The sequence below is a fragment of the Acidaminococcus sp. HCP3S3_G9_1 genome, assembly GCF_052122455.1.
Classification (GTDB): Bacteria; Bacillota; Negativicutes; order Acidaminococcales; family Acidaminococcaceae; genus Acidaminococcus.
In genome coordinates, this window is record NZ_JBQKCH010000009.1 from 60,560 (window position 1) to 75,551 (window position 14,992).

Annotated in this window: 11 protein-coding genes; 6 read left to right on the forward strand and 5 right to left on the reverse strand. The window is 57.8% G+C overall.

What is annotated here, in order from left to right; genetic code table 11:
* The first annotated feature begins 90 nt into the window (after positions 1-90).
* The 3 genes from ACTQY1_RS07020 to ACTQY1_RS07030 are packed head-to-tail and all read left to right on the forward strand — an operon-like array spanning position 91 to position 4,839.
* Positions 91-1,233 (forward strand): 2-methylaconitate cis-trans isomerase PrpF family protein, encoded by a 1,143-nt coding sequence (locus ACTQY1_RS07020; RefSeq protein ID WP_022487760.1) that lies wholly within the window; start codon positions 91-93, stop codon positions 1,231-1,233.
* 24 nt (positions 1,234-1,257) lie between these two features.
* Positions 1,258-2,523, forward strand: coding sequence for an SLC13 family permease (locus ACTQY1_RS07025; protein ID WP_022487761.1), 1,266 nt, complete (start codon positions 1,258-1,260; stop codon positions 2,521-2,523).
* A gap of 21 nt (positions 2,524-2,544) precedes the next feature.
* Complete coding sequence (locus ACTQY1_RS07030; protein ID WP_441373938.1) at positions 2,545-4,839, forward strand: hydratase; 2,295 nt, start codon at positions 2,545-2,547, stop codon at positions 4,837-4,839.
* An 84-nt stretch (positions 4,840-4,923) separates the two neighbouring features.
* Here the strand turns inward: ACTQY1_RS07030 and lgt are convergent, their stop codons facing one another.
* Together lgt and ACTQY1_RS07040 are read right to left on the reverse strand one after the other, a co-directional pair.
* Positions 4,924-5,700, reverse strand: a complete 777-nt coding sequence (lgt, locus tag ACTQY1_RS07035; protein WP_288310550.1) for a prolipoprotein diacylglyceryl transferase — start codon at positions 5,698-5,700, stop codon at positions 4,924-4,926.
* Between the two features lie 15 nt (positions 5,701-5,715).
* Positions 5,716-6,420, reverse strand: coding sequence for a metallophosphoesterase (locus ACTQY1_RS07040; RefSeq protein ID WP_288310549.1), 705 nt, complete (start codon positions 6,418-6,420; stop codon positions 5,716-5,718).
* 155 nt (positions 6,421-6,575) lie between these two features.
* Here ACTQY1_RS07040 and leuS point away from each other — a divergent pair, with 155 nt between their 5' ends.
* Both leuS and pta read left to right on the forward strand, forming a co-directional pair.
* Positions 6,576-9,065 carry a leucine--tRNA ligase gene (gene leuS, locus ACTQY1_RS07045; protein ID WP_279128484.1) on the forward strand — a complete coding sequence of 830 codons (2,490 nt, stop codon included), beginning with the start codon at positions 6,576-6,578 and terminating at the stop codon, positions 9,063-9,065.
* 521 nt (positions 9,066-9,586) lie between these two features.
* The gene (pta, locus tag ACTQY1_RS07050; protein ID WP_022487105.1) at positions 9,587-10,600 is read left to right on the forward strand and encodes a phosphate acetyltransferase; all 1,014 of its coding nucleotides are present in this window, start codon (positions 9,587-9,589) and stop codon (positions 10,598-10,600) included.
* Between the two features lie 108 nt (positions 10,601-10,708).
* Here pta and ACTQY1_RS07055 read toward each other — a convergent pair whose 3' ends face one another.
* The 3 genes from ACTQY1_RS07055 to speD all read right to left on the reverse strand — a co-directional run bounded on the left by ACTQY1_RS07055 (position 10,709) and on the right by speD (position 12,678).
* On the reverse strand, positions 10,709-11,455 hold the full coding sequence (locus tag ACTQY1_RS07055) for a pentapeptide repeat-containing protein (protein WP_154488388.1): 747 nt from the start codon (positions 11,453-11,455) through the stop codon (positions 10,709-10,711).
* Between the two features lie 4 nt (positions 11,456-11,459).
* Positions 11,460-12,149, reverse strand: coding sequence for an HAD family hydrolase (locus ACTQY1_RS07060; RefSeq protein WP_441373939.1), 690 nt, complete (start codon positions 12,147-12,149; stop codon positions 11,460-11,462).
* Positions 12,150-12,213: 64 nt separating this feature from the next.
* A complete protein-coding gene (speD, locus tag ACTQY1_RS07065; RefSeq protein ID WP_022487102.1) occupies positions 12,214-12,678 on the reverse strand; it encodes an S-adenosylmethionine decarboxylase in 465 nt (154 codons plus the stop codon).
* Positions 12,679-12,821: 143 nt separating this feature from the next.
* On the opposite strand from speD, the gene recD2 reads away from it, so the two are divergent.
* Complete coding sequence (gene recD2 / locus ACTQY1_RS07070) at positions 12,822-14,987, forward strand: SF1B family DNA helicase RecD2 (protein WP_022487101.1); 2,166 nt, start codon at positions 12,822-12,824, stop codon at positions 14,985-14,987.
* Positions 14,988-14,992: the final 5 nt, after the last annotated feature.

A 14,992-nucleotide genomic window follows, 5' to 3' on the forward strand; every position in this document is an offset into this window, starting at 1 on the left:
ATAAAAGATGAATTTAACCCATTCTGAAAATTCTGGTACCATAGAGTCAACGAAAGAACGGAGTTCAGGAATCCAGGGAGGTACAGAAACATGGAGAAAGCATACAAACTGCCGGTAACGATACTGCGGGGAGGCACCAGCAAAGGGATCTATCTGCTGGAAAAGGATCTTCCGGCCAATCGGAAACAGTGGGATGCCCTGCTGCTGCGGCTCATGGGAAGCCCGGACAAGAAACAGATCGACGGACTGGGAGGCAGCCAGTCGGTGACCAGCAAGGTGGCCATCCTCCGGAAATCGGACCGGCCTGACGCGGATGTGGATTACACCTTCGCCCAGGTTTCCGTGGACAAGGCTGTGGTCAGCTACGGAGGCAACTGCGGCAACATTTCTTCCGGGGTCGGGCCTTTCGCCATTGAAAAGAAACTGGTGCCGGCTCTGGAAGGCACTACCCTGGTGCGGATCTACAACACCAACACCGGCAAGGTGATCCAGGAAGAAGTCCCCACCCGTGACGGGCAGGTCCAGTATGAGGGAGAATTCCGGATCGCCGGGGTGCCGGGGACGGCGTCTCCGTTGAAACTCCGGTTCGTGGAACCGGCGGGGACCCTGGGGAAAGGGCTGCTGCCCACCGGGAATCCGGTGGATGTGCTGGAAGTGCCGGGGAAGGGTCCGGTGGAAGTATCCCTGGTGGATGCGGCCAACCCTCTGGTATTTGTCTGGGCCGCTGACCTGGGTCTTACGGGAACGGAACTGCCGGATGCCATCAACGGAGATCCGGAACTGCTCCGGCTGCTGGAAACCATCCGGGGCCTGGCAGCGGTGAAGCTGGGACTTTGTGAGAAACCGGAAGAAGCGGCCTGGGTGACTCCGGGACTGCCCAAGATGACCCTGGTGGCTCCTCCTGCCTCCTACACCACTTCAGCAGGGGAAACCATAGAAGCTGACCAGGTGGACCTGGTGGCCCGGATGATGTCCATGCAGAAGGCTCATCCCAGTTACGCCATGACGGGAGCCATGTGCACCGCGGCCGCTGCAGCGGTCCCCGGCACCCTGGTCCGGCAGGTGTTCCGTCCGGAAGGGGATCTCCAGAACATCCGGATCGGTCATCCGGGAGGGATCCTGCCCTGCGGAGTGGAATGGAAGGAAAATGGAACGGTGCCGGAAATCCTGGATACCTTCGGGTACCGGACAGCCAACCTGCTGTTGGAAGGCCTGGCCCGGGTACGGGTCTGATACAGAAGAAAAAGGAGAATGGATATGGACTTCAGTGTAATTTCCCTGCTGGTGCTGGCCCTGGTGGTCGCCGTAGGGTTCATCAAAAAAATCAACATCGGTTTCTTCTCTGTGGGGGCCGCCTTCCTGCTGGGTATGGCGGGGAACCTTTCGGCCAAGGCCATTGTCAGCGGGTTCTCCAGTTCCATGTTCGTAACCCTGGTAGGGGTCACCTTCCTGTTCGGCATGGCTTCCGCCAACGGCACCCTGGATCTGTTTTCCAAAAAAGTGGTGGCCCTGGTGGGGAAACGGACCTACCTGATTCCCATCCTGATGTTTGTGCTCAGCGCCTTCATCTCTGCCATCGGACCTGGCCACATTGCCGCAGGGATCCTGATGACCACCTTCGCCGTGTACCTGGCCTTTGAGCTGAAGATCAACCCTATGGCCACGGCTCTGTACGCCAAACTGGGGGCCAACGCCGGCTGCGCTTCTCCTCTGTCCCTTACCGGGATCCTGGCCCGGAACCTGTCGGAACCTTATGGCATCGACGGCTTCGGCCTCCACCTGTTCCTGACCACTCTGCTTTCCGGCTTTGTGTTCACGGTGGTTGTCTACCTGCTGTACAAAGGGTACAAGGTGAACGGGGACAACCCGCTGAAACTGTCCGACATTCCCGCTTTCAACCGGGAACAGAAAATCACCATGGGCGCCATTGCCGTCATGGTCATCTTCTGCATCGGCTTCAAGATGGATACGGGGCTGTTCGCCTTTGTGGCGGCTGCCGTGCTGATTCTCCTGAAATGCGCTGACGAAAAACAGGCCATCCGCCAGATTCCCTGGGGCACCCTGATGCTGATCTGCGGAGTGGGGATGCTGGTCAGCGTGATCACCAAACTGGGAGGCATCAAACTGGTGTCCGACTTCCTGGCTTCCTTTATGACCGCTTCCACCGCCGTGCCCATTATGGCCGCGACTTCCGGGATCCTGTCCTGGGTCAGCTCCACCACCGGTGTGGTCATGCCGGCTCTGTATCCTATCGCTCACCAGATCACCGGTACCTTCGGAGGCAGCGTCAGCTACGTGGAACTGATCTCCGCCATTACCGCTACCTCCTTTGCGGCGGCCATCAGCCCTCTGTCCACCGGCGGGGCCATCATCATGTCCTCCTATTCCGCAGCCAAGGAAACCACCACCTACGAGATGAACAAAATGTTCAAGACCCTGTTCCTGCTCAGTGTGGCCAATGTGGGCATCAATGTGATCATGGCAGCCCTCCATGTATTCTTCCTGGGCGGCCTGTTCCTGTAATCTATCCATGAGGTGAATGAAATGATTGAACTGACGAAAAACGGTGCATATCTGCTGAACGGCCGGGAACTGATCCCGGAAGAGAACAAGGCCCTGGGAGAACAGAAACTGGGCCGGAAACTGGAAAGGGAAGAAGGCCGGAAGGGGACCATTGCCTGGGGCATCCTCCAGGACCACAACACCAGCGGTTCCCCGGATCATCTGAAGATCCGCTATGACGCCCTCACTTCCCACGACCTGACCTATGTGGGGATCATCCAGACCGCCCGGGCTTCCGGCATGGACCATTTCCCCATGCCCTATGTGCTCACCTGCTGCCACAATTCCCTGTGCGCCGTGGGAGGCACCATCAACGAGGACGACCATCTCTTCGGCCTCACCGCCGCCCAGAAATACGGGGGCATCTTCGTACCGCCCCATGTGGCCGTGATCCACCAGTACATGCGGGAAATGCACGCCGGCTGCGGGAAGATGATCCTGGGTTCCGACTCCCATACCCGGTACGGGGCCCTGGGGACCCTGGCCGTAGGCGAAGGGGGCGGGGAACTGGACAAACAGATCCTGGGAGACACCTGGGACACGGATTACCCGGAAGTGGTGGCCGTGTATCTTACCGGCCGGCCCCAGCCCTGGGTGGGACCTCAGGACATTGCCCTGGCCCTGTGCCGGGCGGTGTTCAAGAACGGCTACGTGAAGAACAAAGTGATGGAATTCGTGGGACCCGGGGTTTCCTCCATGTCCACGGACTACCGGAATGCGGTGGACGTAATGACTACGGAAACCACCTGCCTGTCGTCCATCTGGCGGACTGACGAAGATACCCGGGCCTTCCTGAAGGAACATCACCGGGAGGCCGATTACAAGGAACTGAATCCGGGAGAAGTGGCCTATTATGACGGCTGCATCCAGGTGGACCTGTCCCAGGTGAAGCCCATGATCGCCCTGCCTTTCCATCCTTCCAACGCCTACACCATCGACGAACTGAACGCCAACCTGGAAGACATCCTCCGGGAAACGGAAAAGAAAGCGGAAGAAGTGTCCCAGGGACGGGCTCCCTATACCCTTACGGACAAGATCCGGGACGGGAAGCTCCAGGTCCAGCAGGGGGTCATCGGAGGCTGTTCCGGCGGGAATTACTCCAACGTGGCGGAAGCCGCCGCTCTCCTCCGGGGCCGGTCCATGGGCAGCGGGGAATTTGCCCTGAATGTGTATCCGTCTTCTCTGCCGGTGTACATGGATCTGATGAAAAAGGGCCTGCTGGGAGATCTGATGGCTGCCGGAGCCGTGGTAAAGACCGCCTTCTGCGGACCCTGCTTCGGGGCAGGGGATACCCCCAACAACAACGGCCTGTCCATCCGGCACAATACCCGGAACTTCCCCAACCGGGAAGGATCCAAACCGGGCCAGGGACAGATGGCGGCGGTGGCCTTGATGGACGCCCGGAGTATTGCGGCTACCGCAGCCAATAACGGCATCCTGACTTCCGCGGAAGCCTACGGGGATGTGTTCGGCAGCGTACCGGAATACCATTTCGACGACAGCGCCTACAAGGCCCGGGTGTACAACGGCTTTGGCAAACCGGAACCGGAACAGAAACTGTTCTACGGTCCCAACATCAAGGATTGGCCGGAAATGCCGGAACTGGGAGAAAATGTACTGCTCCAGGTGTGCTCCAAGATCCTGGACCCGGTGACCACCACCGATGAACTGATCCCCTCCGGAGAAACTTCCTCCTACCGGTCCAACCCTCTGGGCCTGGCGGAATTCACCCTGAGCCGCCGGGATCCGGGCTATGTGGCACGGACCAAGGCGGTGAAGGAACTGGAACTGGCCCGGGAAGCCGGCAAAGACCTGCTGCTGGAGAAACCGGAACTGGGGACTCTGTTCCGCCGGATCCAGGGGATCCCGGGAGGAGAAGGGGCTGCCCTGTCCAATACGGAAATCGGGTCCCTGGTGTACGCCACCCGGCCCGGTGACGGGTCTGCCCGGGAACAGGCAGCCAGCTGCCAGCGGGTGATCGGGGGCCTGGCCAACATCACCCAGGACTACGCCACCAAACGGTACCGGAGCAATGTGATCAACTGGGGGATGCTGCCCTTCCACCTGAAAGGAGAACCGGAAGGATTTGAAGTGGGAGACTGGATCTTCGTGCCGGGAATCCAGGAAGCCCTGGACGGCAGTCTGGACCAGATCCGGGCCTGGGTGCTGAAAGAGGGAGAACCGGTGGAACTGACCCTGTTCATCAAACCCCTGACCCAGGAAGAAAAAGAAATCATCAAGGCCGGGTGCCTGATCAATTACAATCGGAAGAAATAAAAAAGGGGGTGTTGCACGTTGCGTGCAACACCCTATCGCTGTCAGCTGCCAACGGTCAGCGGCCGTTGACAAAAACCGGCTGCCTCAGGCAGCCGGTTTTCTCATCCCCGCCCATACAAACAGCACCAGAGCAACGCCGAAGGACACCAGGGCGGTGACTTGGGCGCTTTTGAGGCCCCACAGCATGGGTTCCACGTAATCTCCCCGGAGAAATTCCAGGAAGAACCGGAGCAGGCTGTAGAGCATTACATAAAGGCAGCAGGGCTGTCCTTTTTTGGGTCTGGTGGTCTGGAACAGCAGCAGCAGAGCAAAAAGGATCACATCGATCTGGCCTTCCCACACTTCTGCCGGCCACAGGGGAACCGCTCCGTAGGTGGCCCGGGCCAGGGTCCCTGCCGGATACAGGATGCCGAAATCTCCTCCCGTGGGAGCCCCGAAGGCATCCCCGTTCAGCAGGTTGGCCATCCGGCCGATGCTCTGACCGATGAACAGAGCCGGGCAGATCACATCCAGCATGTCGATCCAGTTGACGTTGTGCCGCCAGCAGTACAGGGCACCGCCCAGCACCCCTCCCAGGATGCCCCCCTGGATGGCCATGCCTCCCTGCCACACAAAGGGGATTTCCAGGAGATGGGCACTGTAATACCCCCAGTCAAAGAAAAACACATCCCAGAGCCGGGCTCCGATGAGCCCGCAGAAGCCTCCGTAGATGCCGATGTCCGGCAGGTACTTCTCCCAGCCCCGGCCGTCCCGCCAGGCCAGGAAATAAGCCACGGCGGTGGCCATGAAAATGGCGATGCACAGCATGATCCCGTACATGCGCACCGGGAAGCCGCCTACAAAAAACAGATATTGATGCACGATGGGTCCCTTTCTTCAATCGCAAATCTTCACCAGATGGAAATCCACATAATCCGCCGCCACCAGCCGGTACCGGGTGCCGTCCCGTTCTCCCTGGAACAGGTTCAGGAAATGGGCCGCATCCCCGTGGACATGGCCGTAGATGCACTGTTCCACCTGGTACTTTTTGCACAGTTCCGTAAAGCCGGTGACTTCTTCCGGGTTGTACAGGGGAGGGTAGTGGAGGGCGGCGATCAGGTGCTTCGCCCCGGCCTCCCGGGCTCCGGCCAGGCTCCGTTCCAACCGCTGGCATTCCCGGTCGTAGACCAGCTGGTCGTGTTCTCCGAACCCGGGCATGCTGGGCAGGTTCCAGCCCCTTGTGCCGCACAGGGCCACATCCCCTGTCTGGTAGAAGGTATTGTGGAGAAAATGGACTTTGGGGGGCAGAGCCGCCTGGAGTTTCTTTAAGGAATTCCACCAGTAGTCATGGTTCCCCTTGAGGATCACCAGATCCCCGGGGAGGGCCGCCAAAGGTCCCAGATCCTTTGCCACCGCGTCTTCCAGATCCATGGACCAGGAGGTGTCTCCCACCAGGAGCACTGTGTCTCCGTCCTTTACCGTTTCCTTCCAGTATGTGATGACTTTTTTTCGATGGCCCAGCCACTGGGCTCCAAAAACCTCCATGGGCTTTGTGGGGGGTTCTCCGGAAAAATGCAGATCCCCCATGGCATAAATTGCCATTGTTCCCACTCCTTCCTGCGTTGACTTTATGTGATACGAAATATATAATGAATCTATTGCACAGACAAAAACCACTGTAATACTCATATGTTACTGAATCCAGAGAACTTATGCAAGGTGTTTCAGACGGGTTTTCTTTTTTAGGAGGTATGTTCATGTTCAAGGAAAAGTACGAGCCACACGAGATCGAAGCCCGGTGGCAGAAGTATTGGGAAGACAACAAGACCTACCAGGTCAGCAATGAGGATCCCCGGCCCAAATCCTATGTGCTGGAAATGTTCCCGTATCCCTCCGGGAACCTGCACATGGGCCATGTGCGGAACTATTCCATCGGGGACGTGGTGGCCCGGTTCCGGACCATGCGGGGCTTCAATGTGCTCCATCCCATCGGCTTCGACTCTTTTGGCATGCCTGCGGAAAATGCCGCCATCAAACACAAGATTCCCCCTGCCAAATGGACCATGGAAAACATCGCCAACATGACCCGGCAGCTGAAGGAACTGGGACTGTCCTATGACTGGGACCGGAAAGTGGTCACCTGCAAGGAAGAGTACTACAAATGGACCCAGTGGTTCTTTGAACTGATGTACAAACGGGGCCTGGCTGTGAAGAAGGAAGCCTCCGTGAACTGGTGCGACACCTGCGGCACCGTACTGGCCAACGAACAGGTGGAAGACGGCAAATGCTGGCGCTGCCATCAGCCGGTGGAAAAGAAACAGCTGAGCCAGTGGTTCTTCAAGATCACCGACTATGCGGAACAGCTGCTGGACGACCTGGACAAACTGCCGGGCTGGCCGGACCGGGTGAAGACCATGCAGCGGAACTGGATCGGCCGCAGCGAAGGTCTGGAATTCGGCTTTGAAGTTCCCAGCCTCCACAAGAAACTGAATGTGTACACCACCCGTCCGGATACCATCTACGGGGTCACTTTTGTGGTGATCCCTCCGGAACATCCCATGGTGGAAGAACTGCTGAAGGACAATCCCCGGAAAGCGGAACTGGAAGCCTTCTGCAACAAAGTGAAGAACACCTCCGATATTGAACGGACCTCCAGTGAATCGGAAAAACTGGGCATGTACACCGGAGTGGACTGCATCCATCCTCTCACCGGGGAAAAAGTCCAGATCTGGATCACCAACTATGTACTGGTGGACTACGGTACCGGCGCCGTTATGGGGGTGCCCACCGGGGACCATCGTGACTGGATGTTTGCCACCAAATACGGCATCAAGAAGATCCTCACCCTCCAGCCCAAGGACAAGGAACTGAAGCTGGAAGAAATGACCGATGCCTATGAGGACAAAGACGGGGTACTGGTGAATGCCGGTCCCTTCACAGGCATGGAAATGCACAAGGCCATGAAGGCCATCATTGACTATATGGAAGAAAAAGGCCTGGGGAAACGGCGGATCAACTACCGTCTCCGGGACTGGCTGATCAGCCGTCAGCGGTACTGGGGCTGTCCCATTCCGGTGGTGTACTGCCCGCACTGCGGAGAAGTGCTGGTGCCGGAAAAAGACCTGCCGGTGAAGCTGCCTCTGGACGTGAAGTTCGACGCCGGTGCCTCTTCTCCCCTGGCTACCAGTGAACAGTTCGTCAACTGCACCTGTCCCAAATGCGGGGGTCCGGCCAAACGGGAACTGGACACCATGGATACCTTCCTGTGCTCTTCCTGGTACTACCTGCGCTACACTGATCCCCACAATGACAAGGCTCCCTTCAGCGAAGAAGCCGTAAATCACTGGATGCCGGTGGATCAGTACATCGGGGGCATCGAACACGCCATCCTGCACCTGCTGTATTCCCGGTTCTTCATGAAGGTGCTCCACGACGCCGGCCTGGTAAAAGCGGACGAACCCTTCACCAACCTGCTGACCCAGGGCATGGTGATCAAGGACGGGGCCAAAATGTCCAAATCCCTGGGGAACGTGGTGTCTCCGGAAGAAATCGTCGGGAAGTTCGGGGCCGATACCGCCCGTCTCTTCATTATGTTCGCCGCTCCTGTGGAACGGGAACTGGAATGGAGCGACCAGGGAGTGGAAGGGTCCTTCCGGTTCCTGAACCGGGTATGGCGGATCGTGTACTACTTCAAGGATGTGCTGGCCCGGAAGGTCACCTCCTATGATACCGCCCACCTGAACGAAGCGGACGAAGAACTGCGGCACATCCTCCATGTGAGCATCAAGAAGGTCACCGAGGACATTGACAACCGGTTCAACTTCAACACTGCCATTTCCACCCTGATGGAACTGGTGAATGCCCTGTATGCGTACCGGGAAAAGGCCAAACCGGTGAACGACGGTCTGGTGTACGAAGCCATTTCCAAGCTGCTGCTGATGCTGGCGCCCTTTACGCCCCACATCACCGAAGAACTGTGGCATGACGCCATGGGCAGCGAAACCAGTATCCACAAGGAACCCTGGCCCACCTACGACCCGGAAGCCATCAAAGTGGAACAGGTGGAAGTGCTGATCCAGGTCAACGGGAAACCCAAGGCCCGGATCATGACCGCACCGGAAATCAGCAAAGAGGACCTGGGGAACCTGGCCCTGGAACAGGAAGAAGTCAAAGCCGCCATCGGAGACAAAAAGGTGATGAAAGTCATCGCCGTCCCCGGCCGGCTGGTAAATATTGTAGCGAAGTAAAACAAGGGGCTGTTGCGCAAGCAACAGCCCCTTGTTTTACTATCAACTGTCAACGGTCATCTGCCGAAGGAATCCAACCGCCGCAGCGCTTGGACACGAATGGAAACGCAGCCTGCGGCTGCTAACCCACCACCCATGCTGCGCATGGATACCCCCGCCCTTGAAAAGGGCGAATATAGGCTCGGGCTGGCGCCCATTGCTCCCGTGACACGCGGGCTGAGCACCAGTGTCACTATCCGTCCCTTTTCAAGGGCGGGGGACCAGCCGTAAGGCTGGTGGTGGGTTAGCCGCTTCAGCGGCGTTTCTATTCAAAATCAATTTGCAGAATTGATTTCCTTCGGCCGCTGACAACTGACCGTTGACAAGGTGCTGCTGGGAAAGCAGCACCTTTATCAGAATATTACTTGTTTTAAAATGGGAAAAGTTCTCCTGCGGCATTGCGGAAAAAAGTGATATAATAGAAACTGTGAAAAGGGGCGCTCTGCGCCAGCCTTTTAATATTTGGGTAGGAGTGATATGGAATGGCATTTATGGACGAACTGAAGGCTCGTGTTAAACCTGCACAAAAGGTGATTGTGCTGCCGGAAAACGACAGTGACAGAGCTCTGAAAGCTGCTGCTATCGTTACGAAGGAAGGGTTTGCTAAAATCGTGCTGGTAGGGGATCCCGCCAAACTGCAGAAAGATGCAGAACGTCTGGGCATCAGCTTTGACGGCGTAAAGATCGTCAACCCTGCAACCTATGAAAAAATGGACGAACTGTGCGCTTACTTCGCAGAACGGAGAAAGAAAAAGGGCATGACCGTGGAAAAAGCACGGGAAATCATGCTGAAAGATACCACCTTCTTTGGTGCCGGCCTTCTGGCCATGGGCGATGCTGACGGCGTTGTTTCCGGTTCCACCCGGACTTCCGCTGACACCATCAAAGCCGGCCTGCAGGTTGTGGGCGTAAAACCCGGCAACAAGACCGTATGCAGCGGTTTCATTGTGCTCAGCGACAAAGAAAACCTGGGCGACCACGGCAAACTGGTCTTCGGGGACTGCGGCGTTATCATCGATCCCACTGCTGAACAGCTGGCCGATATCGCTGTAAGCTGCGCTGAACGGGCCAAGACCACCCTGGAAATCGCAGAACCGAAAGTGGCTCTGCTGTGCTACTCCACCAAAGGCTCCGGCTCCGGTGAAGAAGTTGACAAAGTGAAGGAAGCTGTTGAAATCCTGAAATCCCGGAACGTGGACTTCGCTTTCGACGGTGAACTCCAGGCTGATGCTGCCCTGGTTCCTGAAGTTGGGGAACGGAAGGCTCCTGGCTCCAAAGTGGCCGGCCATGCCAACGTGCTGATCTTCCCGAACCTGTGCGCTGCCAACATCGGTTACAAACTGGTTGAACGGTTCAGCGGTGCCACCTGCCTTGGGCCTCTGGTACAGGGCCTGGCCAAACCGGTTCTGGACCTGAGCCGCGGCTGCTCCACCCAGGACGTAGTAGACGTAGTGGCTGTCTGCGCCAGCGACGCCATTGCTGCTGAAGGGAAATAAAAAGTATAAAAAAAGCTGTTGCGAGAGCAACAGCTTTTTTTTGTGAAGGTCTCGGGTCGTGACCCGCGGTCCGAGACCGGAGGTGTGAATTCTTTCACACCTCCTTTTTTATTTCCTGTACGCCAGCGCCAGATCTGCGCTGGAGAACTGGGTACCTTCCAGGTTGGCGTGGCTCAGGTCCGCATCGTCCAGGTTGGCGTTGGTGAGCACTGCTTTGCTCAGGTTGCTCCCTTCCAGGGTGGAGCTCATGAGATTGGCGTTCTTGAAATTGGCTTCCGGCAGGCTGGCCTTCCGGAGCCGGGCGTTGTACAGGTTGGCGGAGGTGAAGTTGGCTCCCCGGAGCTGGGTCCCGAACAGCCAGCTCCGGGCCAGGTTGGCGGAAAAGAAGTTGGCCATGGCTCCGTTGGCATAGTCGAAATTGCTTTCCCGCAGGTCCGCCGTGTACAGGTTGGCGAAGGTCAAAAGAGCATGGGAAAAGCTGGTCCGGTAGGCGGTGACCCCCACCAGGGAACTCCGGTTCAGCACCGTATGGGAAAAATTGGCGTTGGACAGGTCCGCCCCTTCCAGGTCGGAACCAGCCATATAGGCATTCCGCAGATTGGCTTTCTGGAGATTGGCTTCCTTCAGGTTGGCGTTTTCCAAAATGGCGCTGGTCATATTGGCATAGCTGAGATCCGCCCCCTGGAGATTGGCTCCCGTAAGATCCGCATCCCGGAGATAAGCGCCCCGGAGATCCCCGCCGGGGCAGGAACGGGTGGCCAGCAGCTGATCCACATCACTCTGCCGGTAGGCGGAAACCGGCAGGGCAGCGGTCAGGGCCAGCAGGGCTGTGAGAAAAACTTTTTTTCCAAACATGGTCTTACTCCTCCTCCAGGATGGCCATCAGGTCTTTGGGGTCTTCCGGCAGTTCCGGGATGATCTTCCAGGGGTGATAAGCTTCCAGCCGGTCCGGTTTGTAGGCGGAGCCTTTCAGTACAATCAGGCTCCGGACCCCGATGGCCTGGGCGCAGGTAATGTCGTGGGGAGTATCCCCGATGACCACCAGCTGGTCCCGGGTGGCTGCCGGATTCGTTTTCCGCACTTTGTCCCACAGGGCCTGGGACAGGTCGTCCCGGAGCTCGCTGATTTCCCCGAAGGCACTGCGGCTGTAGTCGAATTCCTCTTCAATGCCGAAATACCGGAGCTTGGCATGGGCGGCTACTTCGCAGTTGCCGGTGAGCAGCAGGCTGGTGGTGTCCGGGTTTTCCCGGAGCCAGTCCAGGGTGGTCTGTACATGGGGCAGGAGATGGCCTTTTTTGGCCACCAGGGAGGCCGGGAGTTTTTTTCCGTAGGCCTGGAGCATCCGGGTCACTTCGTCCGGGGTACAGTGGCCCTGGATCCCTTCGATGGCCTTTCGGGCAATATAGGTGTCCGTCCGGCCGGCCATGCCGTAGGTGAATTCAAAATTGTCCAGACCGTACAGGTCGTTGATGGTGGACTTCATGGCAGCCACCCCGGCGTAGTTGGTGAGCAGCAGGGTGCCGTCAATGTCCCAGCAGATATATTTCATGGTTCATTCTTCCTTTGATTGTCAAAAACAAGAGGCGCCGCAGCAGAGCCTCTTGTTCTTTGTCTTATTCCTTGTCTTTTTTCCAGGTCATGAATTTCTTCAGTTTGGCGCCTGCGTTCTTGGCCCGGCGCATGGTCTTCACCATCTTTTTCCGCTGAGGCTTCATGTCTTTGATGGAACCGTAGTCCCCCCGTTTCAGGGTGGTGAGTTTGGACTGGTCAGGACCGAATTCCTGCCGCAGGAATACAGCCACCTGTTCCGGATTGGCCGCGCTTTCCAGGGTGAATACATCCGCCTCCACATACCCGTAGGTGGGGAAGACATGGAGGAAAAGATGGCCGTTGGTACACAGCATGACGAAACAGAAATCGTCTCCTTCATCATTTTCTGTGGAATACAGGGCCAGTTCCTTCAGACAGAACCGTTCGGCGGCTTCTTCCAGAATATCCCGGATCTTTTCTTTGTCGAATACAACTTCTTCTGCACAGCGGTACATGTCCAGCGCTGCCTGTGTGCCTTTTCCAATCACGTGGCGTTCACTTCCTTTGATTTTCTTCGATTTCGTTCAGAATTCAGCTTTCTTATTATACCGTAATTCTCCATGGGCTGTCAAAAAAAACGGAAAACTATGCTATAATGATAGGAACATACGTTCAGAAGGAGCAGCAGGGTATGGCCGAAACCGTTTCCATCGAAATCACCATTAAAAATATCGTCTTCCAGGCAGCTACAGGCACCTTCAGTGTCTTCCGGGGAGAAAATCCGGAAGTGGGGACCATTTCCATTGTTTACAAGGGACAGGCCCCTTATGCCGGAGAACAGGTGCGGCTTACGGGCACCTGGGGGGAACATCCCCGGTTCGGGCGTCAGTTCCAGGCCCAGAGCTGGGAAGCCATCCAGCCCAAGGGGGCGGAAGGCCTGGTGAAGATGCTGGGCAGCGGGGTGCTGAAGGGAGTGGGCCCGGCCATGGCCCAGCGGATCGTGGACAAGTTCGGGGAGGATACCCTGGAGATCCTGGAAAAATTCCCGGAACGGCTCCGGGAGGTCAGCGGCATCGGCAAAAAGAAGGCGGAGGCCATTGTGACTTCCTATGGAGAACTCCGGGAAAACCGGGAACTGGTGTTTTTCCTGGAAAGCCACGGGATCAGCGGCAACTTCGCTCCCCGGATCCAGGCTCTGTACGGGAATACGGCGGTGACCCGGATCAGCAACAACCCCTACTGCCTGGCGGAAGATGTGGACGGGATCGGGTTCCGGACGGCGGACACCCTGGCCCGGAACCTGGGGGTGGATGAACATGACGAGGACCGGATCCGGGCGGGGATCCATTTTACCCTGCTCCAGGGAGCCAACCAGGGCCATACCTGTGTGCCGGATTCCTGGCTGGTGGCCATGGCGGCCAAAGTGCTCCAGGTGGAACCTCTGGAAGTGCGTCAGGTCTTCGACCAGCTGCTCCGGGACAACCTGCTCCGGGTGGAGGACCAGGGGGACCATGTGGACGTGTATCCGGAATACCTGTACCGGGCGGAAGAAGGGGTGGCCCGGCGGCTCCTGGCCCTTCGGGACAATGTGAACGCCCTGTGGAAGGTGGACTACCAGAAGATCATCCGGGAATGGGAACAGGATGAACGGATCCAGCTGGCCCCGGAACAGGCGGAAGCGGTGAAGGCGTCCGTGGACCATGGGGTCTTTGTGCTCACCGGGGGTCCCGGCACCGGGAAAACCACCGTGGTGAAGGGAATCCTGTCGGTGATGGAACAGGCCGGGTGCAAGATCCTGCTGGCAGCGCCTACAGGACGGGCGGCCAAGCGTCTGTCGGAAAGCGCCGGGAAGCCGGCTCTTACGGTCCACCGGCTCTTGGAATACACTCCCAACGGAGAAGGGGATTCCTATTGGGGCCGGGATGAGGACAATCCCCTGGAGGCGGATGCGGTGATTGTGGACGAAGCCTCCATGATGGACATCGTGCTGATGTACAACCTGCTGAAGGCTCTGCCGCTGGGCTGCCGGCTGATCCTGGTGGGGGATGTGGACCAGCTGCCCAGTGTGGGGCCCGGCTCCGTGCTCCAGGACATTATCCGCAGCGGCACCATGCCCATTGTCCGGCTGGAAAACGTGTTCCGTCAGGCGGAACTGAGCCCCATAGTCCGGAATGCCCACCGGATCAACCAGGGGCTGATGCCCCAATGGGAAGGGGAGAAGGATTTCAGCTTCCGGGAATTTGCCACGGAAGAGGAAACCATGCACTATATTGTGGACCTTTATGCCCATCTGGCCCGGACCCAACCCCAGGACAGCCTCCAGGTGCTTACCCCCATGCATAAGAACCTGTGCGGGGTGGAGAACCTGAACAACCTGCTCCAGGCCCGGATGAATCCCCCGGACCCGGAAAAACAGGAGTACCGGGGAAGCTTCCTGCTGCTCCGGGAAGGGGACAAGGTGATGCAGATCCGGAACAATTATGAAAAGAACGTGTTCAACGGGGACATCGGCCGGATCCGGAGCATCCAGGGAGCCTATGTGACCGTGGACTTCCCGGACCGGGCGGAAGGGGAGGCGGTGACCTACGAAGGGGCGGAAATCTCCGATCTGCGGCTGGCCTATGCCATGAGCGTCCACAAAAGCCAGGGCAGCGAATATGCCGTGGTGCTCATGCCATTGGTATTGAGCCACTACATCCTGCTCCAGCGGAACCTGTTCTATACCGCCATCACCCGGGCCAAAAAGCAGGTGTACCTGGCCGGGAGCAAAAAAGCCCTGGCCGCCGCTGTAGGCAATGACCGGACCCGGAAGCGTTACAGTCTCCTGGCGGAACGGCTGAAAAGGTACAGTGAGTGAAGAGG

Bases quoted from the DNA above. Each gene is read 5' to 3' on its own strand.
- ACTQY1_RS07020 (WP_022487760.1), top strand. From the start codon at position 91: ATGGAGAAAGCATACAAACTGCCGGTAACGATACTGCGGGGAGGCACC.
- ACTQY1_RS07025 (WP_022487761.1), top strand. From the start codon at position 1,258: ATGGACTTCAGTGTAATTTCCCTGCTGGTGCTGGCCCTGGTGGTCGCC.
- ACTQY1_RS07030 (WP_441373938.1), top strand. From the start codon at position 2,545: ATGATTGAACTGACGAAAAACGGTGCATATCTGCTGAACGGCCGGGAA.
- ACTQY1_RS07040 (WP_288310549.1), bottom strand. From the start codon at position 6,420: ATGGCAATTTATGCCATGGGGGATCTGCATTTTTCCGGAGAACCCCCC.
- leuS (WP_279128484.1), top strand. From the start codon at position 6,576: ATGTTCAAGGAAAAGTACGAGCCACACGAGATCGAAGCCCGGTGGCAG.
- pta (WP_022487105.1), top strand. From the start codon at position 9,587: ATGGCATTTATGGACGAACTGAAGGCTCGTGTTAAACCTGCACAAAAG.
- ACTQY1_RS07055 (WP_154488388.1), bottom strand. From the start codon at position 11,455: ATGTTTGGAAAAAAAGTTTTTCTCACAGCCCTGCTGGCCCTGACCGCT.
- ACTQY1_RS07060 (WP_441373939.1), bottom strand. From the start codon at position 12,149: ATGAAATATATCTGCTGGGACATTGACGGCACCCTGCTGCTCACCAAC.
- recD2 (WP_022487101.1), top strand. From the start codon at position 12,822: ATGGCCGAAACCGTTTCCATCGAAATCACCATTAAAAATATCGTCTTC.